The following is a 22252-nucleotide window of genomic DNA, read 5'->3' as shown; positions in this document are numbered from 1 at the left end:
TGGTTCAGCTCCTCAGCCGGTACAGGTCGACCGCCTCGTTCATGTAGAGGGGGAGTTGGGTCGGATCGGACTCTTCCTGCTTCACCGTGGCGAAGCGATTGCGTGCGTCTTCGCGGCTTCTTGACAGCAGGGCAGGGTCGGCGGCCAGCGCAACCGCGCGTTCAAGGAAGCTGTCGCTGTCGCCCACGACGAACCCAGGCCCGGCGATGCTTGCCACGTCGCCGCTGTCGAAGGCCAGGATCGGCAGCCCGGATGCCAGCGCATGGGCCGCACTGCCGCCACCGCCGGTGCGGCGGGGATTCAGGAAGAGGTCGCACAGAGATAGGAGCGCGCCGATGCGCTCGACATGCCCGAGGCAACGGAGCCGCGCCGCGTGACGCGAGGCGGCGAGACGCCTGGGCAGCGCATCGACTGTTCCGGCGAACAGAACCTCGCCCTGCGGGACCGCATCCAGCACCCGCTCCAGCAGTGCGACGAACGCGGCATCAACCTCCGCGTCCAGCCGGTTGCCGACGACCACGAACAGGAAGGCATCGTCCACCGCACCGAATTCCGACCGCGTCGCTGCACCGTCTTCCTGTCGCAGTGCCATGCCCAGCCGGAATGGCCGCCAGGAGCGGGACAGCCGCCCCTCGCCCGGAGGAGCCGTCCTGCCGCCGTAGTCCAGAACGATGTCGGCGAGCGAGATGGTCTGGCCGGTGGTTGTCGGAATGCACAGCAGCGGCCGAGCGGAGGCCAGCAGATCGGCGACGATCACCGATCCTCCGAAGGCGATCACCAGATCGGGGTCGAACTCCTCCACCGCGGAGAAAAAGCCGTTGAGCTTCTCGGCGGTGATGCCGGGCGCGGTGGAGGACAGGAGACGGCCGGTGTCGTTGCCGAACCGGATCGTCCGATCGCCGGACAGACTCTCTTCCACTGCGGCGGCGAAGGGCGGGATGAAGGGGCTGTAATAGCGGTCCGGCATCATATTGGTGTTCAGCGCCAGGACCGTCCGGCCCAGGTCCCGCTGCAACCGGACCATCTGGGTCAGCAGGTCGCGCGACGGTTGGTGCTGGTCGGACAGGAACTGGTTGGTGACCATGACGACCCGGCCGGTCGCCGGTTTGCCCGCCGGTCTCGCTGCCGGTGCCAGCCCCAGGCGAAGGGAAATCTGCTTCAGGAAGCGCTCGTAGAACGGCAACACCCGCCCGGCCACGAAGTCCGGGACGGACCCCATGTCCATGCGCATCAGGAACAACTGGCGCTGCATGCTCCAGTAGATCTGGTTGATGCCCTCCAGCGGCGCCAGATCGAGCACATTGTCCACCATATCGAGAATGCGCAGGTATCGGCGCAAATCACCCGAAACATAGGCAAGCGCCGATTCACGGAGGATGGGGTCCAGATCGGCCGTCGAACGGTCCAGTGCCGCCATCGCCTCGACGTCGCTGCCGAGGCCGACGGCACGCGCGGATTCGCAGGCTTCGGAGATGTCCCTCAGCGCTTCACCGGTTCCGGCCGGCCCCCGCAGGCGGGCGATCAGTTCGCTCAGGATGGCGGTGGGTAAACCGGACTCTTCCATCTGGCGCTCCTTGGACATGCGCACCGAAGCGTCGGCTTGGCGGGCGAAGATGGCACCGGCCGACCTGCGGCACCGCCCGGACAGCATGACGGCCCGGCGGGTGGATCCGCCGGGCCGGTGTCAGTGCCTTACCCGCCTTATTCCCACTCGATCGTGCCGGGCGGCTTCGACGTGATGTCGTAGACCACGCGGTTGACGCCACGGACTTCGTTGACGATGCGGTTGGACACGCGCGCCAGGAAATCGTGGGGGAAGGGGTACCAGTCGGCGGTCATGCCGTCGGTGGAGGTCACGGCGCGCAGAGCCAGCACATGGTCGTAGGTGCGGCCGTCGCCCATCACGCCGACGGTGCGGACCGGCAGCAACACGGCGAAAGCCTGCCAGATCGCGTCATAGAGGCCGGCGTTGCGGATCTCCTCCAGATAGATCGTGTCGGCCTTGCGCAGGATCTCCAGCTTCTCCGGGGTGATCTCGCCGGGGACGCGGATGGCGAGGCCCGGGCCGGGGAAGGGGTGGCGGCCGATGAAAGCAGGCGGCAGGCCGAGTTCGCGGCCCAGAGCACGCACCTCGTCCTTGAACAGCTCGCGCAGCGGCTCCACCAGCTTCAGCTTCATCCGCTCCGGCAGGCCGCCCACATTGTGGTGCGACTTGATGGTGACCGACGGGCCGCCGGTGAAGGACACGCTCTCGATCACGTCGGGATAGAGGGTGCCCTGTGCCAGGAACTCCGCACCGCCGATCTTGGCGCTCTCCTCGTCGAAGACGTCGATGAACAGGCCGCCGATGATCTTGCGCTTCTGCTCCGGGTCGGTGACGCCGGCCAACTTGCCCAGGAACAGGTCGGACGCTTCGCGGTGGACCAGCGGGATGTTGTAGTGGTCGCGGAACAGCCGCACGACCTCTTCCGACTCGCCAGCGCGCATCAGGCCGGTGTCGACGAAGATGCAGGTCAGCTGGTCGCCGATGGCCTCGTGGATCAGCACGGCCGCGACCGACGAATCGACGCCGCCCGACAGGCCACAGATCACCTTGCCGGTGCCGACCTGGGCGCGGATCTTTTCGATGGCCTGCTGCTTGAAGGCGGCCATGGTCCAGTCGCCCTTGATGCCGGCGACGCGGTGGACGAAGTTCGCCAGCAGCTGGGCGCCGTGCGGGGTGTGGACCACCTCCGGGTGGAACTGCACGCCGTACATGCGGCGCTGGTCGTCGGCGATGGCGGCGAAGGGCGCGCCGTCGCTGACCGCCACGGCGCGGAAGCCGTCGGGCAGCGCGGTGACGCGGTCACCGTGGCTCATCCACACCTGTTCCTTCGACCCGATTTCCCACAGGCCGTCGAACAGGGCGCAGGGCTCCTTGATCTCGATGAAGGCGCGGCCGAACTCGCGATGGTCGGAGCCGGAGACGTTGCCGCCCAGCTGGTGGCACATCGTCTGCTGGCCATAGCAGATGCCGAGCACCGGCACCTTCAGGTCGAACACCGCCTGCGGCGCCCGCGGGCCGTTCGCCTCGGTGACGGAGGCCGGGCTGCCGGACAGGATGATCGCCTTCGGGTCATACTCGCGGATACGCTCGTCGCTCATACCGAAGGGATGGATCTCGCAATAGACACCGCTCTCGCGCACGCGGCGGGCGATGAGCTGGGTGACCTGCGACCCGAAATCGAGAATGAGGACGCGTTCGGCGGAAAGGGAAGCGGCGCTGGACATCGGCGAATCCTGATGCGTGGGGACTCAAGTCCCCTCACTACCGCACCTCCGGCCCCGCCGACAAGCGTGCAAGCGGCGTCAGGTCGCGCCAGCCATAGGCGATTTCCACCAGATCGGTGTCGGCGAAGCGGATCGGCCGTTCCGCCACCTTGATCCCGCCCAGCCGCTCATAGAACCAGCGCGACGGGTTGTCGCGCAGGCACCACACCGCGGCGGAGCGGATACCTGCGGCCAGGAAGCGGTCCGCCATCGCCGCCATCAGCCGCCGCCCGATGCCGTAACCCTTTGCGTCGTCAAGAAGATAGAGCGCATGGAACTCCCCCGCATGGCCCTGCACCGCGACCCGCCGCGTGCCGAAGGAGGCGATGCCGATGATGGTGCCGGGGGCCGCGACCAAGCCTGTGACATCGACCGCGACGAAGGCGCCCTGGCCGGGGCCGCGCGTTTCGGCGATGGCTGCCCAGCGCTGCGCGGCGGGCGGTTCGGACAGGTTGACCAGGAACTGCGCCGGGATCAGGCCCGGATAAGTGGACCGCCAGCTCTGCACATGGACGCGGGCCATGCCGGCGGCGTCCGTTGCGCGTGCCTGGCGGATTGCGACCGTGGTGTCCGTCATCGACCGACCCTCCCGTGCAGCCTCTGTATCAACAGTTTGGATTGCCGTTGCAGGAAGTCCAGCCGGAAAAGGAGGCAGGAATTTGACGCTGCCGATGCAGCCCTGCGGTGGTTGCCGCCCCCGCCCAGTTGTCATCGCTGTGCAACGGGGGTAAACAGCCGGAACCTGTTCCGGCGGGTGCCGCGCCCGACCCCATCGGCCGCGGTGGCCCGCCAGTCCGTCCCAAGCGCCATGCCGGCGTGCCGGGCGGGGCTCCGGAGACCGGACACCGCATGTATTCATCGCCTACGCTCTCCCGTTACATCGGACGGCAGTTCATCGTCTGGTTCTGCCTGCTGATGGTGATCCTGCTCGCCATCGTGCTGCTGCTGGATACGGTCGAACTGCTGCGCCGTGCCGGCAGCAAGCCCAACGTCACCTTCGGGCTGGTGATCCAGATGGCTCTGCTGAAGCTGCCTGAGATCGGCCAGCAGATCTTTCCCTTCGTCATCCTGTTCGCGGGCATGTTCACCTTCTGGCGGCTGACCCGCAGCGCCGAACTGGTGGTGGCGCGCGCGGTCGGCGTGTCGGCCTGGCAGTTCCTGATGCCGGTGATGTTCGCCGCCGCCGCCATCGGCGTGGTGAAGGTGACGCTGATCAACCCGGTCGGCGCGGTGTTCGTCGCCAAATACGAACAGCTGCAGGACCGATACCTGAAGCTTCAATCCAGCACGCTGAACATCTCCCGATCCGGCCTGTGGCTGCGCCAGACCAACGAGACGGAGCAGTTCTTCATCCATTCGGAACTGGTGAACCCGGTGACCTTCGAACTGTCGAACGTCATCGTCTTCCTGTTCGACGCCGACCAGACCTATCTGGGCCGCATCGATGCCCCCAGCGCCGTCCTGAGGGATCGCAAATGGGAGCTGCAGGATGCCATCCTGAACCGGGCCAAGAAGGATCCGGAACTGCTGGACACCTACACCATCCCGACCGAACTGGACATGACGACCATCGAGGAGAGCTTCGCCCCGCCGGAGACGATCTCCTTCTGGGAACTGCCGCGCTTCATCCACACGCTGGAGACCACCGGTTTCCCCGCCGTGCGCCACCGGCTGCATTACCAGTCGCTTCTCGCCCAGCCCTTCCTGTTCCTGGCGATGGTGCTGTTCGCCGCCGCCTTCTCGCTGCGGTTGCCGCGGCGGGGCGGCACCATGGCGATGGTCACCGGCGGCGTGCTGACCGGCTTCGTGCTGTTCGTGATGACCGACGTGGTGCGCACCTTCGGCATGTCGGAAACGATCCCCATCGTCATGGCTGCCTGGAGTCCGGCCGGAATCAGCCTGCTGCTGGGCACCGCCGCGCTGCTGCATCTTGAGGATGGGTGAGACGCGGGTCCATGAATCCCATGCCGGGAAGGGTGGGTCCATTCGCCGCAAAGCGCGGGATTATCCCTGTCGGTCATAATTCCGCCCCGTTGGTTTTGCACTGAAAGGGCGAGGTCCGATTCCGTTTGCATGGGGCACCGGCCCCACCGTAATAACGGGCGACCCGTTTTTGGAGCTTGAGCACCATGTCGAGTTTGCGAGCCGTCCGGACCACCGTCGCCGTGGCGACCGCCTGCGCGCTTCTGGCCCTGCCCGCCGCGGCGCAGTCCAGCAAGGCCGCCGCCGGCGCCGCGGCGCCGAGGACGGGCGACGAATCCGCCCGCCCGGCACGGGCGCCGGGGGCGGAGGGCATCGCCGCGGTCGTGAACGACGAGGTGGTCTCGGTCTCCGACGTCAATGCCCGCATCCGCATGGCCCTGCTGAATGCCGGCACCGCCGGCAACGCCGACACGATCCAGCGCCTGACGCCGCAGGTCATGCGCCTGCTGATCGACGAGCGGCTGCAGATGCAGGAGGCCAAGCGCCTTGGCATCACCGTTTCGCCCGCCGAGATCGACGAGGCGATCAAACGCATCGCCGAACAGAACCGCCTGAACGGCCAGCAGCTTCAGGACATGCTGAAGCGGCAGAACGTGCCCGTCTCCACCCTGAAGGACCAGATCCGCTCGCTGCTGGCCTGGCAGAAGGTGATGCAGCGCCGCATCCGCCAGGAGGTCGTCGTCGGCGAGGACGAGATCGACGCGGCGATGGAGCGGCTGAAGGCCAACATCGGCAAGCCCGAATACCTGGTTGCCGAGATCTTCCTGGCGGTGGACAGCCCCGACCAGGACGACGAGGTGCGCCGCAACGCCGAGCGTCTGGTGGAGGAGGTGAAGCGCGGCGGCAACTTCGCGGCGCTGGCCCGCCAGTTCTCGCAGTCCGCTGGTGCCGCGTCGGGCGGCGATCTCGGCTGGGTGCGCAGCGGCGAACTGTCGCCGGAAGTCGACAAGGCGCTGTCCGGCATGCGCGGCGGCCAGCTTTCGACGCCCATCCGCACGGCCACCGGCTATCACATCCTGCTGGTGCGCGGCCAGCGGCCGTTCGGCAGCAGCGGCGGCGAGGTGCCGATGCCCGCCGCCCAGCCGGCGGCCCCCCGTCCGCAGCCTCGGCCCGACGTGGCCAAGGCGACGGTCAACATGAAGCAGATCATCATCCCGATCGAATCCAAGGAACAGGCCAAGGCCGTCAAGGAACAGGCGGAAAAGCTGCGGAAGTCGATCAAGAGCTGCGCCGATTTCCAGGCCCGCGCCAAGGAAACCGGCATGCCGGAATCCGGCGACATGGGCACCATGCGCGTCAAGGACATGGCGCCCGGACTGCAGAACCTCGCCCTCGGCATCCCGCTGGGTCAGGCCAGCCCGGTCCTGATGAGCCAGGCCGCCGCGGTGATCCTGATCGTCTGCAAGCGTGACGTGCCGATGATCCAGCCGCCGCCGGAAGCCCAGCCGGCCCCGCCGCCGCCGCCCGCGCCGACACCGATCCAGGAGGCCAAGCTGCCGGGCCGCGAGGAGGTGGAGCGCGACCTGATCAGCGAGCGGGCCGAACTGCTGTCGCGCCGGTACCTGCGCGATCTGCGCCGCACCGCCTTCATCGAGACGCGCCTGTGACGGCCGCCCTGCCGGATAGCCTGCCGCTGGCCCTCACCATGGGTGAGCCGGCAGGCGTCGGCGGGGACATCACCCTGAAGGCCTGGGCGGCACGCCATGAAGCAGCGGTGCCGCCCTTCGTCGTCCTGGACGATCCCGACCGGCTGAGCGCGCTGGCGGCGAAGCTGGGAATGGCGGTACCGGTCCGGGAGGTTGCAGACCCCGGCAACGCGGTGGCGCTGTTCGATCAAGCCTTGCCGGTCCTGCCGGTGCGCCTCGGCAACCCGGTTGTCGCCGGCACTCCCGACCCGGCGAACGGCGCCGCGGTGATCGCCAGCATCGACCGCGCGGTCGCCCTGGTGCAGGCGGGGCAGGCGGCGGCCGTGGTCACCAACCCCATTCAGAAATCGTCGCTCTATGCCGCCGGCTTCCGCCATCCCGGCCATACCGAATATCTCGCGCATCTGGCCGGCCTGACCGAGGAGCCGATCATGATGCTGGCCGCCGCCGACCTGCGGGTGGTGCCCGTCACCATCCATGTGTCGGTGCGCGACGCGGTCGATCTGCTGACCACGGACGCTATCGTCCATGCGGGCCGCATCACCGCGGCGGCGCTTGCGCGCGATTTCGGCATCGTGCGGCCGCGGCTGGCGGTGGCCGGCCTCAATCCCCATGCGGGGGAGGGTGGAGCGATGGGCCGCGAGGAGATCGACGTCATCGCGCCGGCCATCGCGGCGTTGCGTGCCGACGGCATCGACGTGTCCGGTCCGCGTCCGCCCGACACCATGTTCCACGCCGCCGCCCGCCGCGGCTATGATGTCGCTCTGTGCATGTACCACGATCAGGCGTTGATTCCGGTGAAGACGGTGGATTTCGACAGCGGCGTGAACATCACGCTGGGCCTGCCCTTCGTCCGCACCTCGCCCGACCATGGGACGGCCCTGGACATCGCCGGGACCGGTACGGCGAACGCAACGAGCCTGATCGTGGCTCTGAAGACCGCCGACGAAATGGCGCGGAACCGGCGGCGGCCGGCCACCCTCTGAGCACACTATATCCCGCAAACGAAAAAGGAGCGCTGGTGCGCTCCTTTTTTCATTCCGGCTTCTTTCATGCCGGCTTCGCTATGCGGATCAACCGCGGTCGTCCGGATCGTACATCGTCGGGCCGCCCTGGTGGTCGTGGTGCGAGGGAGCCTGCTCGCGGTGATGATGGGTGCGGGCGATGAAGGGCGCCAGCTCCTGCAGTTCGATGAAGTTGTCGGCCTGACGGCGCAGTTCGTCGGCCACCATCGGAGGTTGCGAGCGCACCGTGCTGACGACGCTGAAGCGCACGCCCTTGCGCTGCACCGCCTCCACCAGCCGGCGGAAATCGCCGTCGCCGGAGAAGAGCAGGATGTGATCGACATGGTCGGCCATCTCCATCACGTCGATGGCCAGCTCGATGTCCATGTTGCCCTTGATCTTGCGCCGGCCGGAGGCGTCGGTGAACTCCTTGGTCGGCTTGGTCACCATGGTGTAGCCGTTGTAGTCGAGCCAGTCGACCAGGGGACGAATCGGGGAATACTCCTGATCCTCGACGAGAGCGGTATAGTAGAAGGCGCGCACGAGTCGGCCTTCCCCGGCAAAGCCGTCACGCAACCGCTTGTAATCAATGTCAAAGCCCAATGATCGCGCGGCGGCATAAAGGTTCGCGCCGTCTATGAAAAGAGCGAGGCGCTCTTCCTTGTAAAACAACTTGCTGACATCACGCGGCAAAGTCGAGTTGCGCTCCAATGCCATAATCCTTTCATCGCTGATTGTAGAAAATTGACGGAACTTGCGCAAAAAGCTCGCGTTCCTATTTTGAAATCTAGTGTATCATGCGCAAACATACAAGGGGGCAACGCCTGCCGACTGTGGCTGCCGATCGTATCGGTGACGTGACAGGCCGGTTCACCATTGCTCTCCTGACGCAATGCAGCAGCGCTGTCGTTCGCGCTTGCACCTATCGGGCCACATCCATATAGTCTAGAGCCTCCTATGAATCCGGAGTTCGTCTGGCATGGCCCGCGTTACCGTTGAAGATTGCGTCCTGAAGGTTCCGAACCGTTTCGAGCTGGTCATGATGGCTGCCCAGCGCGCCCGCGAGGTCGCGAGCGGCGCTCCGCTGTCGATCGACCGCGACAACGACAAGAACCCGGTCGTGGCGCTCCGCGAGATCGCGGACGAGACGGTGTCGCTCGAATATCTGAAGAACGCCCTGATCAAGGGCCATCAGAAGCATGTCGAGCCGGACGAGCCGGAGGAAGAGATCGTCGAGCTGATGGCCGGCGAGAACGACTGGGCCGCCCGCGGCAACAATTCGCTGGGCGATGAAGACGGCATGAGCGAGAGCGACGGCGAGGAGTTGGGCGAGGACGACGACGTCGCCGCCGACATGGACGCCGAGCCGGGCGCCGGTTTCGCCATGACCGAGGATCCCGACGGAGACCTCTGATTCTGGACAACGACCGCAGGACCAGGAGGGGGCGCCACGTCCCCTCCCCGATGAGAAAGGCGGGGAGCATCCGGCTCCCCTTCGGTTCGAACAGAACCACCACGAACACTTCTAAGGCGCCGCGCGCGCCGGGTCGGGCCGCATGATCCGGCAGTACGAGCTTGTCGAGCGCGTCAAGGCGTATGATCCCAACGCCGACGAGGATCTCCTCAACCGCGCCTACGTCTATTCCATGAAGGCGCATGGATCGCAGACGCGCGCGTCGGGCGATCCCTATTTCCTCCATCCGCTGGAGGTTGCCGGCATCCTGACGCAGATGAAGCTGGACGCCGGCACCATCGCCACGGCGCTGCTTCACGACACGGTCGAGGACACCGTCGCCACGCTTGATGACATCGAGCGGGTGTTCGGCAAGGAAATCGCCCGGCTGGTCGATGGCGTCACCAAGCTGTCGCGGCTGGAGTTGAACAGCGAGCAGGCCAAGCAGGCGGAGAATTTCCGCAAGCTGGTCATCGCCATGTCGGAGGACATCCGTGTCCTGCTGGTGAAGCTGGCCGACCGGCTTCACAACATGCGCACGCTGTTCCACCTGAAAAAGCCGGAAAAGCGCAAGCGCATCGCCCGCGAAACCATTGAAATCTACTCGCCCTTGGCCGAGCGCATCGGCATGCACAAGATCAAGGACGAGCTGGACGACCTTGCCTTCGCGGAGCTGAACCCGGATGCGCGCGACAGCATCCTGGCCCAGTTGGCCCGCCTGCGCAGCGAAGGCGAGAACCGCGTCCAGACCATCATCACCGAACTGCGCGAGTTGCTGGCCTCCGAAGGGCTGCCGGACGCGACGGTGTCAGGGCGTGAGAAGTCGGCCTATTCGATTTGGCGCAAGCTGCAGCGCAAGAACGTCAGTTTCGAGCAGCTGTCCGACATCATGGCCTTCCGCATCACGGTCGGCTCGGTCGGCGAATGCTATCAGGCGCTGGGGGTCGTCCACGCGCATTATCCGGTCGTGCCCGGGCGCTTCAAGGACTACATCTCCACGCCCAAGCCCAACGGTTACCGCAGCCTGCACACCGGCGTGATCGGTCCCGGCCGCAATCGGATCGAGGTGCAGATCCGCACCCAGGACATGCACGAGATCGCGGAGCTGGGTGTCGCCGCCCACTGGGCCTACAAGCAGGACCACCAGCCGCGCCCGAACGGCGGCGAGTACCGCTGGCTGCGCGAGCTTCTGGACATCCTGGAGCATGCGCAGAAGCCGGAAGAGTTCCTGGAGCACACCAAGCTGGAGCTGTTCCAGGACCAGGTCTTCTGCTTCACGCCGAAGGGCGACCTGATCGCGCTGCCGCGCGGAGCGACCCCGGTCGACTTCGCCTATGCCGTCCACTCGCAGGTCGGCGACCATTGCGTCGGCGCCAAGATCAACGGCCGCATGCTGCCGCTGCGCACCCAGCTGCAGAACGGCGATCAGGTCGACATCGTCACCTCAAAGGCGCAGACGCCGGTTCCGGGCTGGGAACGCTTCGTCGTCACCGGCAAGGCCCGCGCCCGCATCCGCAAGTTCCTGCGCACCCAGCAGCGCGCCCAGTACATGGAACTGGGCCGCGGCATGCTGATGCGGCAGTTCAAGGCGGAAGGCTACGAGTTCACCGAGAAGGCTCTGGAGGCCGCCACCAAGATCTTCCAGCAGCCGACGGTGGACGACCTGATGGCGGGTGTCGGCTCCGGCCTGCATTCCGTTCGCGAGGTCTTCCACGCCGTCTTCCCCGGCCACAAGGCCCAGACCGCCCCCGTCGTCCGCGAGACGGAGGAAAGCGCACCGAAGCCGAAGCCCAAGGGGCGCAAGGAATCGGCCCTGCCGATCCGCGGACTGATCCCCGGCATGGCCGTGCATTACGCCCGCTGCTGCCACCCGCTGCCCGGCGACCGCATCGTCGGCATCGTCACCACCGGCAAGGGCGTGACGATCCACACCATCGACTGCGAAACGCTGGAAAGCTTCCACGAATCGCCGGAACGCTGGATCGACGTGTCGTGGGAAACCGGCCCCGATTCGCCGGAGGAGCATGTCGGCCGCATCAGCGTCGTCATCGGCAATGAACAGGGCTCGCTCGGCACGCTGTTCACGGTGATCGGCAAGAACCAGGGCAACGTCATCCACCAGAAGATCACGAATCGCAGCACGGATTATTTCGAGCTGCTGATCGATATCGACGTGAAGGATGCCAAGCACCTGACCAACATCATGGCCGCCCTGCGCGCCACCCCCGTCATCCATTCGGTGGAGCGGGCACGGGGACGCTGAACACTCCGTCATTCGACGGTGAAATCCCTGTCATCCGCAGGTGAATCGGTCGGTTCGGCGTGACGGAAGGCCGGAGCACCGCTATATAGACGGAATCGCTCCCGCCCGTTCCGGTGGGCGGCGACGCTTTGGAGTCCGTGCATGCCCCGTTTCCTGCGCCTCGGCGTGAACATCGACCATGTGGCGACCGTCCGCAACGCACGCGGCGGGGCGCATCCCGATCCCGTGCGTGCGGCAAGGCTCGCCATCGAGGCCGGGGCCGACGGGATCACCGCCCACCTGCGCGAGGACCGGCGCCACATCGTGGATCGCGACATCGAGCGGCTGATCGCCGAGATCGACCGTCCGCTGAACTTCGAGATGGCGGCGACCGACGAGATGCTGGCGATCGCGCTGCGGCACAAGCCGCACGCCGCCTGCCTCGTCCCGGAAAAGCGCACGGAGGTGACGACCGAGGGCGGGCTGGACGTGATCGGCCAGTACGACCATCTCGCGCGGCCGGTGGGCGAACTCGGTTCCGCCGGCATCCGCGTCTCGCTGTTCATCGATCCGGTGCCGGCGCAGCTGGACGCCGCCAAGCGGCTGGGTGCCCCGGTGGTCGAACTGCACACCGGAGCCTATTGCGACGCCCATACTCCGGCGGAGCGCGAGGCGGAACTGGCGCGCATCGTCCGCGCCGCCGCCCATGCCGAGGCGATCGGGCTGGAATGCCATGCCGGCCATGGCCTGAGCTATGACACCGTCGGCCCGGTGGCGGCGATCCAGACCATCGTGGAGCTGAACATCGGCCATTTCCTGGTCGGCGAGGCGATCTTCGTCGGTCTGACCAACTCGATCGCCCGCATGCGCAAGGCGATGGATACGGCGCGAAACGCCGCGGCATCCGCATGATGATGTCCGGCACCATCCTCGGCATCGGCAACGACCTGATCGACATCCGGCGGGTCGAGAAGTCGCTGGAGCGCTTCGGACAGCGTTTCATCGACCGCATCTTCACCGAGGTCGAGCAGGCGAAGTCCGAACGCCGCGCCGGTTCGGCCGCCAAGAACAACGCCCGCGCCTCGACCTACGCCAAGCGCTTCGCCGCCAAGGAGGCCTGCTCAAAGGCGCTCGGCACCGGCTTCCGCGACGGGGTGTTCTGGCGCGACATGGGGGTAGTCAACCTGCCGTCCGGCCAGCCGACCATGCGCCTGACCGGCGGGGCGCTGGCCCGGCTGGAGGCGATCACGCCGCCGGGCATGCGCGCCCGCATCCATGTGACACTGACGGACGAGTACCCGATGGCCGAGGCCTTCGTCGTCATCAGCGCCGAACCGATCGAGTCCGCCCCCACCGAGGCCACAATGCCCACCAATACGGCGACCCCAGAATGACCTTTCAGAAAGAAACGGCGTCCAACGCCAAGAACAAGGAATCCGGGTTCGTCGAAACCGTGAAGACGGTGTTCTTCGCGGTTCTGATCGCTTTCGGCGTGCGGACTTTCGCGTTCGAGCCCTTCAACATCCCGTCGGGATCGATGATCCCGACCTTGCTGATCGGCGATTACCTGTTCGTGTCGAAATTCAGCTACGGCTACAGCAAATACACGGTCGGCTTCGGCCTGCCGCTGTTCGAGGGCCGGATCCTGGGCTCTCAGCCGGAGCGGGGCGACGTGGCGGTGTTCAAGCTGCCGCGCGACAACAAGACCGACTACATCAAGCGGGTCGTCGGATTGCCCGGCGACAGCATCCAGATGATCGGCGGCATCCTGCACATCAACGGCCAGCCGGTGAAGCGCGAGCGGATCGAGGACTATGTGACCACGGACTCGCTGGGTCGCAGCATCCGCACCGCGCAGTTCGTCGAAACCCTGCCCAACGGCCGCAGCCACCGCATCATCGAGGAGTCGGACAACGGCCCGCTCGACAATACGCCGGTGTTCAAGGTGCCGGCCGGCAATCTGTTCATGATGGGCGACAACCGCGACAACTCGCTGGACAGCCGCGTCCCGTCGCAGGTCGGGTTCGTTCCCATCGAGAACATGGTCGGCCGCGCCGAATTCCTGTTCTTCTCGCTCGACGAGGGCACGCGCTTCTACGAGATCTGGCGCTGGCCGGTCGATCTGCGCTTCAGCCGCCTGTTCAACGGAGTCCGGTAAGTGTCCACCGTCACCAAGGCGCCCGCCGATGCGGGTGCCGGCTCCGAAGCCGAGACCGATGGTGCCGTCCAGTCCGCCGATGTTGCGGAACTGGCGCGCGCGCTGGGTCATGACTTCGCCGACCTGTCGCTTCTGCGCGACGCGGTCACCCACCCCAGCCTGATGGGGCTGGAGCGGGCGGGCCGCAAGTCGCACAAGGGGCCGGGCATCGCCTATGAGCGGCTGGAATTCCTGGGCGACCGCGTCGTCGGGCTGGTCGTCGCGCAGTGGCTGCTGGAACGCTATCCCAACGAGCGCGAGGGCGCGCTCGCCAAGCGCCACGCCGCGCTGGTGCGCCGGGAATCGCTGGGCCGGGTTGCCGACACCATCGGGCTGGGCGCCTATCTGCGCCTGTCCCCGGCGGAAGCGTCGAGCGGCGGGCGGGAGAACCGGACCATCCTGGGCGACGCCTGCGAGGCGGTGCTGGGCGCCATGTATCTCGACGGCGGGCTGGAGCCGGTGACGCGCTTCGTCCGCCAAGCCCTGGCGGGCGAGATCGACAAGGCGACGCCGCCGCCGCTGGACAGCAAGACCACGCTGCAGGAATGGGCGCAGGGGCGCGGCAAGCCGCTGCCCCGTTATGAACTGATCGAACGCAGCGGCCCGGCGCACGAGCCGCTGTTCGTTGTTGCTGTGCATGTGGCGGGCATGGATCCGGTCTCCGGGTCCGGTTCGTCCAAGCGCATCGCGGAAAAGAAGGCTGCCAGCACATTGCTGCGCCAGGTGGGAGTGCAAGTCGATGACTGACGGTCGCGACGACATCGACAAGACGAAGATCGAGACGCCCGGTTCCGAAGCCGCGGAGCCGAAGCCGGAATCCCAGGAGCCGAAGTCCGTGAAGGACGACGAGGCGCTGGAGCATGAAGACGGCGGCGCCGAGGGTGAGGACGCCGAAGAGGGCGACTTCGAAGACGACGAGTATGAGGACGGCGACTATGAGGACGACGAGGACGACGATGAGGATGCCCCGCGCGGGCAGCCCATCTCCGTCCTGCCGCCTCTGCCGACGATGCCGGAGCATCCGCGCTGCGGCTTCATCGCCCTGGTCGGCGCGCCGAATGCCGGAAAGTCCACGCTGCTGAACGCGATGATCGGCAGCAAGGTGTCGATCGTCAGCCCGAAGGTGCAGACCACGCGCACCCGTGTGCTGGGCATCACCATCCAGGGCGACGCCCAGATGATCTTCGTCGACACCCCCGGCATCTTCAAGCCGAAGCGCCGGCTGGACCGCGCCATGGTGGCGGCGGCCTGGCAGGGGGCGGAGGACGCCGATGTCATCGGCGTGCTGTACGACGTGTCGCGCCGGTCGATCGACGAGGACACCCGCAGCATCGTCGCCCGCTTGAAGGAGCAGGGGCGCGAGGCGATCCTGATCCTGAACAAGATCGATCTGGTGAAGCGCGACGTCCTGCTGGGCATCGCCGATGCCTTCCGGCAGGAGGGGATCTTCTCCGACATCTTCATGGTGTCGGCCTTCACCGAGGACGGCGTCGCCGACCTCAAGCAGTTCCTGGCCGACCGGCTGCCGGAAGGGCCGTGGCACTTCCCGGAGGACCAGATCTCCGACATGCCCATGCGTCTGCTGGCGGCGGAGATCACCCGCGAGAAGCTGTTCCTGCAGCTTCACCAGGAGCTTCCCTATTCCGCCACGGTCGAGACCGAAGTGTGGGAGGAGTTCGAGGACGGATCGGTCAAGATCTCGCAGGTCATCTTCGTGCAGCGCGAAAGCCAGAAGGCCATCGTGCTGGGCAAGGGCGGCCAGCGGATCAAGGCTCTCGGCTCCGCCGCGCGCGGCGAGTTGCAGGGAATGCTGGAGCGCCGCGTCCACCTGATCCTGTTCGTGAAGGTGCGCGAGGGCTGGGTCGACGATCCGGAACGCTACTCGGCCTGGGGCCTGGACTTCGGGGCTTCATAATGAAAAAGGCCCTCTCCCGACCGGGAGAGGGCCTTTTCCTTTTGGTCGGCCGCGGCCGGTGGTGTGGTCGGTAGCCTCAAGCAGCCAGCAGGCGCAGATGGCCGTCGAAATCGTCGAGCGCGCGCATGAGGTCCATCATCGCCTGATCGGCCTGGGCACGGGCGAAGGGCCATGCGTCGTCATCGGCCAGATGAGCGGCCTCGATGCGGGCGATGGCGCGGTTGTTCAGGCCGCGGAGACGGTCGAGCGTGCGCTCCCACGTCTCGCGCCGGTCGCTGTCCGCGCGCTCCACCATCGACCGGAGGGTCTCCATCCGGTCGGTGGCACGAAGGACGAGATCGCGGCTCAACGTGTCGAAGGCGTGCCGGTTGCGGCGGCTCATGAAAATCCTCCCTTGATCCTCAACCGTTTCAGACGTCCCGGTCGGACAGAACGATAGCGCCGGACCAATGCTGCAAAAACGCATCGGAAGCGCAGTCGGTACAGCTCCTTTGGGAGATGGCCGTGATGCGATTGCGAAATACGTGAGCAGTTGCGGAACGGCGTCCTGAATCCAAATCCCGCCGGGCTGCCCGATCCTTTACGGACAAGGCAAGCCCGGTGGCCGAGGAAGTCTTCCTGGTTGGATTGCGTTTCCTCCTGGGCCGGTTTCATCCGGCCCATTCGATTTTTTATACGCCATCATTTTGACGACGTTCTTTTGTTTTCGTGACGCTTTTGTGCCGGATTGGGGGTGCCGGGTCAATCCGCCCAAAAATCATAGACGGGGCACATTCTGTCGCAGCCGAAAGGCGAGGTTGTAGACCCGATATCGACCTGAAAGTCGGAAGTGGTAGAGCTTGCGATAACGCAGTTTGCCCAGTGGCAGTCACTCAACAGTAACTATTCGGCTGCGATCGCATAGGCGGAAACTGCTTCGGCATTGGCCGGCTCGGGCACCGCCGAGCCGCAGCAGGGGGCCGGAACGGCGGTCGCGGCGATGGTGGCGGCCTGCTGGGCCATGGCGGCGCGATGCTCGCTGGCCATGCTGCGCATCATCGGCACGCATTTGCCGCACTGGACCTGGCAATTGTGATGGCGGAACACCGAGGCCGGGTTGGTAGCGCCATTGTCCAGCGCAGCCTTGACCTTCTTATCGTTCAACGCGTGGCAGATGCAGACGTACATAAGCCCTCGGCGATCGGCGGTGTGAGAAGATTGTCCTGAACCCAGGAGTACCTGAGACTGAGAATCGTTGTCAACGCCCACTTTGCGAACCAGTCGCATATAAGAAGGTTCGAGACGCTTTGTCACAGCCCCCTTCGCGTCACCGCGAAAGTGTCATGCCGCATCCTTGCGCTTGCATTCGCCGGCCGGCGGCGGTAGCCCCTGGGGCATGGACGACAGCACCCCCCAAGACACCTCCGCTTCCCTGCCGCAGCCCGCTCCCGGTGAGACCGCTCCCGGCGCGGTGGTGACCCCGCTCGGCCAGACGGTGTATCTGGCGGCCGACGGCTTCCTCGACGATCTGGTGGCGGAGCTGGGGGAGGTCGCATCGGTCGACGGCCGGCTGGTCTTCGTCGACGGCCCTGCAAGGCCCGCCGCTTGGGCGCAGAACATTTGGTACGATCCGGTGCGCATCGAATTCGCCTCGATCAAGAGCGGGGCGAAGGCGTTGCGCGGCATCCAGCGCAACTGGGCGCTGTGGTCGCAGCGGAACCACCGCCGCGCCGCCCTGATCCAGGAAAACCTGCCGCACGTCTCTGCCAAGCCGGTGGTCTTCCCGTCGCCGCTGCCGACGGCGCCGCTGGGGTCCTGGACGCTGACCGACGAGTCCACCATCATCGCGGCGGCACATTGCTCCAGCCCGTTCCGCAACGGCGAGGTCACCTTCGTCGAGAACCGCACCGCTCCCCCCAACCGAGCCTATCTGAAGCTGTGGGAAGCACTGACCCTGTTCGGGGAACAGCCGGGGCCGGGCGACCGCTGCCTCGACCTGGGCGCCTGTCCCGGCGGCTGGACCTGGGTGCTGCACGAGTTGGGCGCGTCGGTGGTCAGCGTCGACAAGGCGCCGCTCGACCCCGCCATCGCCGCCCTGCCGCGGGTGGAGATCCGCCAGGAAAGCGCTTTCGGCCTGAAGCCGGCGACGGTCGGCCCGGTCGACTGGCTGTGCTGTGACGTGATCTGCTATCCGACCCGCCTCTTGCGGCTGGTGAAGGAGTGGATGGACAGCGGGCTGGCCAAGCGCTTCGTCTGCACGCTGAAGTTCCAGGCGGAAACCGACCATGAGACCGCCCGCGCCTTCGCCGCGATTCCCGGCGGTCGGGTGCTCCACCTCCACCACAACAAGCACGAGCTGACCTGGATTTGGCCGGCGAAATAGATGCCGGCGGTCACGCCAGCGCCCGCCCCTCGGTGAAGCCATAGCTGACGTAATGCTGCTTGGCGCCGGCGATGCTGCCGCCCACGGCGGCGTTGACGTCGGGGTTGGCAGCCAGATAGGCGGGGGCGTTGAATCCGGCGAGGGAGCGGCCCTCGAAGCGACCATTGACGATGTAGTGCAGTTCCGCCGCCTCCCGGTTGTCGCCGTAGGCGGCGATCAGGTCACGGTTGCCGGCCTGATAGGACAGCGTGTCGAACAGGGTGGAACTGCGGCCCTCGCGGTTGCCGACCTCGATGTAATGGCGGGTCGCGGCACCGACATCGCTGCCGAAGGCGTTCAGCAGGTCGCCGTAGCCTGCCAGGTAATTGTAGGGATTGAACCCGGTCAGGCTGCGCCCCTCAAAGACGCCGGCACCGGTGAGATGCTGCGTCGCGGCGGCGGCATCGGTGCGGATGGCGGCGATCAGGTCGGCGTTGGACGCGATGTAGCGCAGGGGATCGAAAGTGCCGGACACGCTGGCCGACAGGGCGGTGCCGGTGTCGGAGAAGCGGAGGTATTCGATGTTGCTCAGCAGGTCGACGCCGTCGGCGCCGCTGACGACGTAGCGGCTGGCGTCAAGCTGTTGGACGCGATATCGCGACCGGCTGCCGCTGAACACCACGGTGTCGGTGCCGCCGCCGCCGTCCAGGACATTCCCCAGCGTGTTGACGGTGATGATGTCGTCGCCGCTCCCGCCGACCGCCAGCTGGACCGTGGTGCCATAGGCCAGTGCCAGGAATGTCGTGCCTCCTGCACTGCTGAACCCACCCGTGCGCAAGTGCAGCGACAGCGACGCCGCCTGCGTGCCGCCGTTCAGCGTGTTGCGGCCGTTCGGGTCCCACAAGGTGGTGAAACTGCCGGTGTTCAGCGTGTAACTGCTATCGCCGGCACCGGTGGACAGGTTGGCGCCGTAGAGATACTGGATCGCCGCGATGTCGTAGAGGCTCGGACCGGTCAGGTAGGTCCCCGATGGCAGGGCATCGTTGCCGTTGTAGGACATGATGCTGTACGCATAGTTGTCCGTCGTGGCCGGAAGGAAGGGTCCCTCGGTTCCGTCGGTGCTGCCGGCGTCATAGTTGCCGGGGTGTTTCAGGCCCAGCGCATGGCCGATCTCGTGGATGACCGTCATGTAGGCATAGCTTCCGGCCGTGGGATTGACGTTGCCGGCGCTGTCGTTGGCAAGGAAGACGTCGCCGCCCTGCGTCGCGGCGGAAGGGTAGTAGGCATAGGCGGCGGTGACGCCGTTCTGCCGGTTGGTGCCGAACAGCATCGTGGCGCCGGAAACGTCGGCTGTTTCGACGAAGGTGATGTTGGCCACGGCGCTCCAGGCCGCCAATGCCTGCCGGACCACGGCGCGCTGCTCGTTGTTCATCGTCGCGAATCCGGTGGCGTCGGCGCCGGCCACCTGACGCGAACTGGTCGCGAAGGCATAGGAAACGGTGACCGCACCCCCGACGGAGGCGCCGTCCAGCACCGTTCCGCCGGAACCCCAATGCGGCGCTCCGCTGGTCAGAAGGGCGGAGATGTAATCGGTCAGCGCGGACTGGCTCATGGAAGCTGGGCTCTCGCGGGGATCGGGGATGGATGACGGGGGGAGGGCCCCGTCGGCAGAGATGTTGCGCGGAACCGGGCGCCGGTCAGGCGCGGCGCAGGGCCAGTTCGATCGATGGGCGGAGCATGGACGCCGCCGCATAACCGATCTCCACCGCCTCCGCCGCGCGGTCGAACTCCAGGATGCCGATATGGGCCAGCCTCGGCGCGATCAGAACGTCCGGCGGCTCGCCGGCCAGACGGGAGCGGGTGATGCGGTCCTGCATGATGTCGATGGAGCCGGCCATTACCTCCAGAGCATTCGGCATCGGCTTCTGGGCATGGGCGTCGTCGATCTGGTCGGCTATGAAGCGGGTGCGACTGCTGGGCTTGCGGCCGAGCCAGGTGGAGATCTGGCTGGTCAGATGCGACAGCGCCGGGGAGCCGGCATCGCCGCCGGCCACCACCGCCTCCGGCACAGGGGCCGGGGCCTTGGCGACGGCGGGCTTGCCGTTCACGCGCCCCCCGCTGCCGCGTCCATTCGGGCGGCCGAGCGGGGACAGTTCGCTGTTCAGGTTCACCGCCACCACCACGTCGGCCCCGAGCGCCCGGCAGAGCGACACCGGCACCGGGTTGACCAGCGCGCCGTCCACCAGCAGGTGATGGTCGCGCCGCACGGCCGGGAACAGGCCGGGCATGGCAGCCGACGCCATTACCGCCGACATCAGCGGCCCGTCCCGCAGCCAGATCTCGCGCCCCGTCGACAGGTCGGTGGCAACCGTGGCGAAAGGCAGCCGCAAATTCTCGATCAGGATGTTGCTGCGTTCGTTGTCGAAGCGGCCGAACGCCTTTTCCGCGGCGACCAACCCGCCGCGCCGGAAGGTGAGATCGATGATGCCCAGCATGCCGAGCCAGCCCATCTTCTGCGCCCAGGCCTGAAGCTCGTCCATCTGGCCGGTCAGATAGGCGGCTCCGACGGCGGCGCCGATGGAGGTGCCGCAGATGATGTCCGGTTCGAGCCCGATCTCCTCCAGCGCGCGCAGGACGCCGATATGCGCCCAGCCCCGGGCGGCCCCGCTGCCCAGCGCAAGCCCGATCTTCAGGTCGGTTCCCTTCGCCATCCGCATCCCCTGTCGGTGCCGCCCGGCCGCCCCCGGCGGCTTGGTCTAGAGCGTATCATCTAGGCATTGCCGGCCGGTTACGGAAGCGGCCGTAAGAGGCACGCCGCCGGCGCACCGGCCATCGCCGCGCGGGTGCTGGGCAATGCCGAGAATTTGACCGATGTTTGACCTGCATCATCGGTTCGGACGCGGTGACTGTGGCATTTCTGTGCCAGTTCGGTTGGAAGAATGCTTCTGTGCTGGGTGTTAACCATGCGTCAACTGGACCCGGCGCAGTTTCGTTGCGTTGCAGTGTAGTTCTCGAAACCGGAAGGTCTGTCATGGCCGACGAACTGAAAAGCTTCAGGAAGGACTGGAAACGCTGGTCTCCGGCGGAACGGCTGGTTGCCGTCACCATCCTGGTCCTGATCGCCCTGCTGGGCGCGCCGGCCGCCGCCGGCCTGTTCTGATCACCCTCTCTGCCCACCCGCTGCGGTCGCACTCCGGTCGATCACGGGTGGATCACACTGTGGCGAACGGGCCACGGCTGCGCTCCGGCAGGGTCGTCTTTACGGGCTCTTAACCCTCGCGCCATAGGCTTGGTCGGCTCGGACAGTTCCTGGGACGGTTGGGCGCCACAAGCGGTCGGAGCGTTGCACCTCCGCCCTGCGGCACCGACGGGCGCTCGCTGGAGGGCGCCGACCGGGGAGGATCCGGCATATTCCGCCAAGGCCCTGGCCCCTCTCGCTGGACACGCCCGATGACCTTCTCCGCCCATTCCGCCGTGACGGAACAGAAGCTTCTGAGACAGCGCCTCGACGCCGCCTTCGCCGAGGCCGCCAAGCCCCTGTCGCGGGACGAGGTGACGGACATCCTCCGGACCATCCTGGGCAGCATGGACGGCGACATCTCCGCCACCGACCTGCGCCTCTACAAGGAGGTCGTCGACCTCGCCAAATACATCGAGACGGCCAAGCATGAGATCGCGGCGCTCCAGCCGGCGGAAATCCGCGACGAGCATATCCGCACCGCCACGGACGAACTGGACGCGGTGATCGGCGCGACGGAGAAGGCGACCTTCGCCATATTCGACGCCTGCGACGCCATTGGCGCCATCGCGGGGCAGTCGGATGCCGAAACCGCCGCCAAGCTGAACGACCAGATCACGGCGATCTACGAGGCCTGCAACTTCCAGGACATCACCGGCCAGCGCATCAGCAAGGTGGTGCGGACGCTGAAGCACATCGAATCGAAAGTGGACATGATCGTCGCCGCCTTCGGCAGCGAGGTGCGCCAGAACCACGCCCCCCGTCTGGCCAAGCTGGCGGCGGAAGACGCCGAGACCGCCGTCCATTTCGAACCGATGAGCGCGGAGGAGGCGGACCAGCAGCTTCTGCATGGGCCGCAGCTGCCGGGCAACGCCATGGACCAGGACGAAATCGACCGCCTGCTCGCCAGCTTCGACTGACGCC

At 66.6% G+C, this 22252-nt stretch carries 21 protein-coding genes; 13 read left to right on the top strand and 8 right to left on the bottom strand.

Features of this window, described 5'->3' with window-relative positions; translation table 11 throughout:
- Window positions 1-4: 4 nt before the first annotated feature.
- The 3 genes from ACWPKK_RS06530 to ACWPKK_RS06520 all read right to left on the bottom strand — a co-directional run bounded on the left by ACWPKK_RS06530 (window position 5) and on the right by ACWPKK_RS06520 (window position 3886).
- The gene (locus tag ACWPKK_RS06530) at window positions 5-1564 is read right to left on the bottom strand and encodes a glycosyltransferase (protein WP_452002010.1); all 1560 of its coding nucleotides are present in this window, start codon (window positions 1562-1564) and stop codon (window positions 5-7) included.
- 137 nt (window positions 1565-1701) lie between these two features.
- A complete protein-coding gene (gene guaA / locus ACWPKK_RS06525; RefSeq protein ID WP_452002007.1) occupies window positions 1702-3270 on the bottom strand; it encodes a glutamine-hydrolyzing GMP synthase in 1569 nt (522 codons plus the stop codon).
- 37 nt (window positions 3271-3307) lie between these two features.
- Window positions 3308-3886 (bottom strand): N-acetyltransferase family protein, encoded by a 579-nt coding sequence (locus tag ACWPKK_RS06520; protein ID WP_452002005.1) that lies wholly within the window; start codon window positions 3884-3886, stop codon window positions 3308-3310.
- A gap of 272 nt (window positions 3887-4158) precedes the next feature.
- On the opposite strand from ACWPKK_RS06520, the gene lptG reads away from it, so the two are divergent.
- From lptG to pdxA, 3 genes are all read left to right on the top strand, one after another.
- A complete protein-coding gene (lptG, locus tag ACWPKK_RS06515) occupies window positions 4159-5253 on the top strand; it encodes an LPS export ABC transporter permease LptG (RefSeq protein WP_452002002.1) in 1095 nt (364 codons plus the stop codon).
- A gap of 185 nt (window positions 5254-5438) precedes the next feature.
- On the top strand, window positions 5439-6899 hold the full coding sequence (locus ACWPKK_RS06510; protein WP_452002000.1) for a peptidylprolyl isomerase: 1461 nt from the start codon (window positions 5439-5441) through the stop codon (window positions 6897-6899).
- A complete protein-coding gene (gene pdxA, locus ACWPKK_RS06505) occupies window positions 6896-7924 on the top strand; it encodes a 4-hydroxythreonine-4-phosphate dehydrogenase PdxA (protein WP_452001997.1) in 1029 nt (342 codons plus the stop codon). The genes ACWPKK_RS06510 and pdxA overlap by 4 nt, the downstream gene beginning before the upstream one ends.
- Window positions 7925-8011: 87 nt before the next feature.
- Here pdxA and ACWPKK_RS06500 read toward each other — a convergent pair whose 3' ends face one another.
- Window positions 8012-8659 (bottom strand): LabA-like NYN domain-containing protein, encoded by a 648-nt coding sequence (locus ACWPKK_RS06500; protein ID WP_452004729.1) that lies wholly within the window; start codon window positions 8657-8659, stop codon window positions 8012-8014.
- 262 nt (window positions 8660-8921) lie between these two features.
- On the opposite strand from ACWPKK_RS06500, the gene rpoZ reads away from it, so the two are divergent.
- The 7 genes from rpoZ (at window position 8922) to era (ending at window position 15749) form a co-directional block, all read left to right on the top strand.
- A complete protein-coding gene (gene rpoZ / locus ACWPKK_RS06495; RefSeq protein ID WP_149221747.1) occupies window positions 8922-9356 on the top strand; it encodes a DNA-directed RNA polymerase subunit omega in 435 nt (144 codons plus the stop codon).
- 142 nt (window positions 9357-9498) lie between these two features.
- The gene (locus tag ACWPKK_RS06490) at window positions 9499-11658 is read left to right on the top strand and encodes a RelA/SpoT family protein (RefSeq protein ID WP_452001994.1); all 2160 of its coding nucleotides are present in this window, start codon (window positions 9499-9501) and stop codon (window positions 11656-11658) included.
- A gap of 141 nt (window positions 11659-11799) precedes the next feature.
- Window positions 11800-12549, top strand: coding sequence for a pyridoxine 5'-phosphate synthase (locus tag ACWPKK_RS06485; protein WP_452001991.1), 750 nt, complete (start codon window positions 11800-11802; stop codon window positions 12547-12549).
- Window positions 12546-13031, top strand: a complete 486-nt coding sequence (gene acpS / locus ACWPKK_RS06480; protein ID WP_324871942.1) for a holo-ACP synthase — start codon at window positions 12546-12548, stop codon at window positions 13029-13031. Before ACWPKK_RS06485 ends, acpS begins: the two co-directional genes overlap by 4 nt.
- Window positions 13028-13795 (top strand): signal peptidase I, encoded by a 768-nt coding sequence (gene lepB, locus ACWPKK_RS06475; RefSeq protein WP_310113467.1) that lies wholly within the window; start codon window positions 13028-13030, stop codon window positions 13793-13795. The genes acpS and lepB overlap by 4 nt, the downstream gene beginning before the upstream one ends.
- Complete coding sequence (gene rnc / locus ACWPKK_RS06470) at window positions 13796-14581, top strand: ribonuclease III (protein ID WP_452001988.1); 786 nt, start codon at window positions 13796-13798, stop codon at window positions 14579-14581.
- A 262-nt stretch (window positions 14582-14843) separates the two neighbouring features.
- Entirely contained in the window at window positions 14844-15749 is a 906-nt protein-coding gene (gene era, locus ACWPKK_RS06465; protein ID WP_044550586.1) for a GTPase Era, read from the top strand.
- A gap of 76 nt (window positions 15750-15825) precedes the next feature.
- Here era and ACWPKK_RS06460 read toward each other — a convergent pair whose 3' ends face one another.
- A complete protein-coding gene (locus ACWPKK_RS06460) occupies window positions 15826-16131 on the bottom strand; it encodes a hypothetical protein (RefSeq protein ID WP_149221741.1) in 306 nt (101 codons plus the stop codon).
- Between the two features lie 500 nt (window positions 16132-16631).
- A complete protein-coding gene (locus tag ACWPKK_RS06455) occupies window positions 16632-16916 on the bottom strand; it encodes a (2Fe-2S)-binding protein (protein WP_452001985.1) in 285 nt (94 codons plus the stop codon).
- A 208-nt stretch (window positions 16917-17124) separates the two neighbouring features.
- Between ACWPKK_RS06455 and ACWPKK_RS06450 the strand changes: the two genes are divergently transcribed.
- Window positions 17125-18111 carry an SAM-dependent methyltransferase gene (locus tag ACWPKK_RS06450; RefSeq protein WP_452001982.1) on the top strand — a complete coding sequence of 329 codons (987 nt, stop codon included), beginning with the start codon at window positions 17125-17127 and terminating at the stop codon, window positions 18109-18111.
- Between the two features lie 10 nt (window positions 18112-18121).
- Here the strand turns inward: ACWPKK_RS06450 and ACWPKK_RS06445 are convergent, their stop codons facing one another.
- Entirely contained in the window at window positions 18122-19702 is a 1581-nt protein-coding gene (locus ACWPKK_RS06445; RefSeq protein WP_452001979.1) for a M10 family metallopeptidase C-terminal domain-containing protein, read from the bottom strand.
- Window positions 19703-19787: 85 nt separating this feature from the next.
- Window positions 19788-20801, bottom strand: a complete 1014-nt coding sequence (locus ACWPKK_RS06440; RefSeq protein WP_452001976.1) for a patatin-like phospholipase family protein — start codon at window positions 20799-20801, stop codon at window positions 19788-19790.
- A 320-nt stretch (window positions 20802-21121) separates the two neighbouring features.
- Here ACWPKK_RS06440 and ACWPKK_RS06435 point away from each other — a divergent pair, with 320 nt between their 5' ends.
- Window positions 21122-21250 (top strand): hypothetical protein, encoded by a 129-nt coding sequence (locus ACWPKK_RS06435; RefSeq protein ID WP_255542855.1) that lies wholly within the window; start codon window positions 21122-21124, stop codon window positions 21248-21250.
- Window positions 21251-21540: 290 nt separating this feature from the next.
- Window positions 21541-22248: a protein phosphatase CheZ gene (locus ACWPKK_RS06430; RefSeq protein WP_452001972.1), complete on the top strand. Its 708-nt coding sequence runs from the start codon at window positions 21541-21543 to the stop codon at window positions 22246-22248.
- The last annotated feature ends 4 nt before the right edge of the window (window positions 22249-22252 follow it).

This window comes from Azospirillum largimobile, from assembly GCF_977007025.2.
Note: the sequence above shows the minus strand (reverse complement) of the source record. Positions and strands in the feature narration are given on the sequence as shown.